Source organism: Lactobacillus sp. M0396 (assembly GCF_016101625.1).
GTDB lineage: Bacteria > Bacillota > Bacilli > Lactobacillales > Lactobacillaceae > Lactobacillus > Lactobacillus huangpiensis.
Genome location: NZ_JACFQE010000027.1, coordinates 1 through 402 on the forward strand (window position 1 = coordinate 1; position 402 = coordinate 402).

At 31.3% G+C, this 402-nt stretch carries 1 protein-coding gene; it reads left to right on the forward strand.

Going from position 1 to position 402, the window contains the following annotated elements; all coding sequences use genetic code 11:
• Window positions 1–40: 40 nt before the first annotated feature.
• Window positions 41–402, forward strand: a 362-nt coding sequence (locus H3T43_RS09320; protein WP_232350331.1) for a YSIRK-type signal peptide-containing protein, incomplete at its 3' end; no start/stop codon positions are given.

Sequence of the window (402 nt, forward strand, 5' to 3'; positions counted from 1 at the left end):
AATGTTAGGAAAAAATAACTATAATGAAAGACTAAGAAAAATGGAAATGCAAGCGAAGCAAGATAGATTTTCAATTCGTAAATTGACTATCGGCACTGCTTCTGTATTATTAGGTTTTACTTTTCTTGGGTTAAGTGGTCAAACTGTAAAAGCCGATACAGTTAACCCATCCCAACAAATTGAGTCTAAGTCTAGCAAGTCTATTGCAAATTCAACCACTGAAAATAATAGTATACATACTTCCGAATTATCTAAAGATGACAATCAAGTAGAAAAATCAAAAAAAGAAATCAAATTATCTACCTTTTCCGACTTAACTTCATTTTTTAAGAGTGACGGAAGCCATTCAGAAGTTTTAAATGAAACTGCACCTACTAAAGACCATAAGAATGATTCTGATAA